Raw genomic sequence first — 291 nt, forward strand, 5'->3', positions numbered from 1 at the left:
TCGATACAGGTAGCACTCTTACTGGAGTAAGTCCGATAAAGCCTGACAGCGATCAGCGGCCCAGGAACATCTCCGGGATGCACATACTAAGATTTGATGGAAAAACATATCCCACAAGAACTTGTGACCAGGACAGGGGCCCAAAAACATTTACAACATCCAGTCATCTCACCAAGCACAAGCGCAAGCGCACCCGCATAAAGGGCAGGCCCTTTGCCTGTAGTCAGGACGGGTGCCGCAAAGCGTTTATCACATCAGGTGATCTCAACAAACACAAGCGCACCCACACAG

This window comes from Parendozoicomonas verongulae (genome assembly GCF_009711465.1).
Lineage (GTDB): Bacteria > Pseudomonadota > Gammaproteobacteria > Pseudomonadales > Endozoicomonadaceae > Sansalvadorimonas > Sansalvadorimonas verongulae.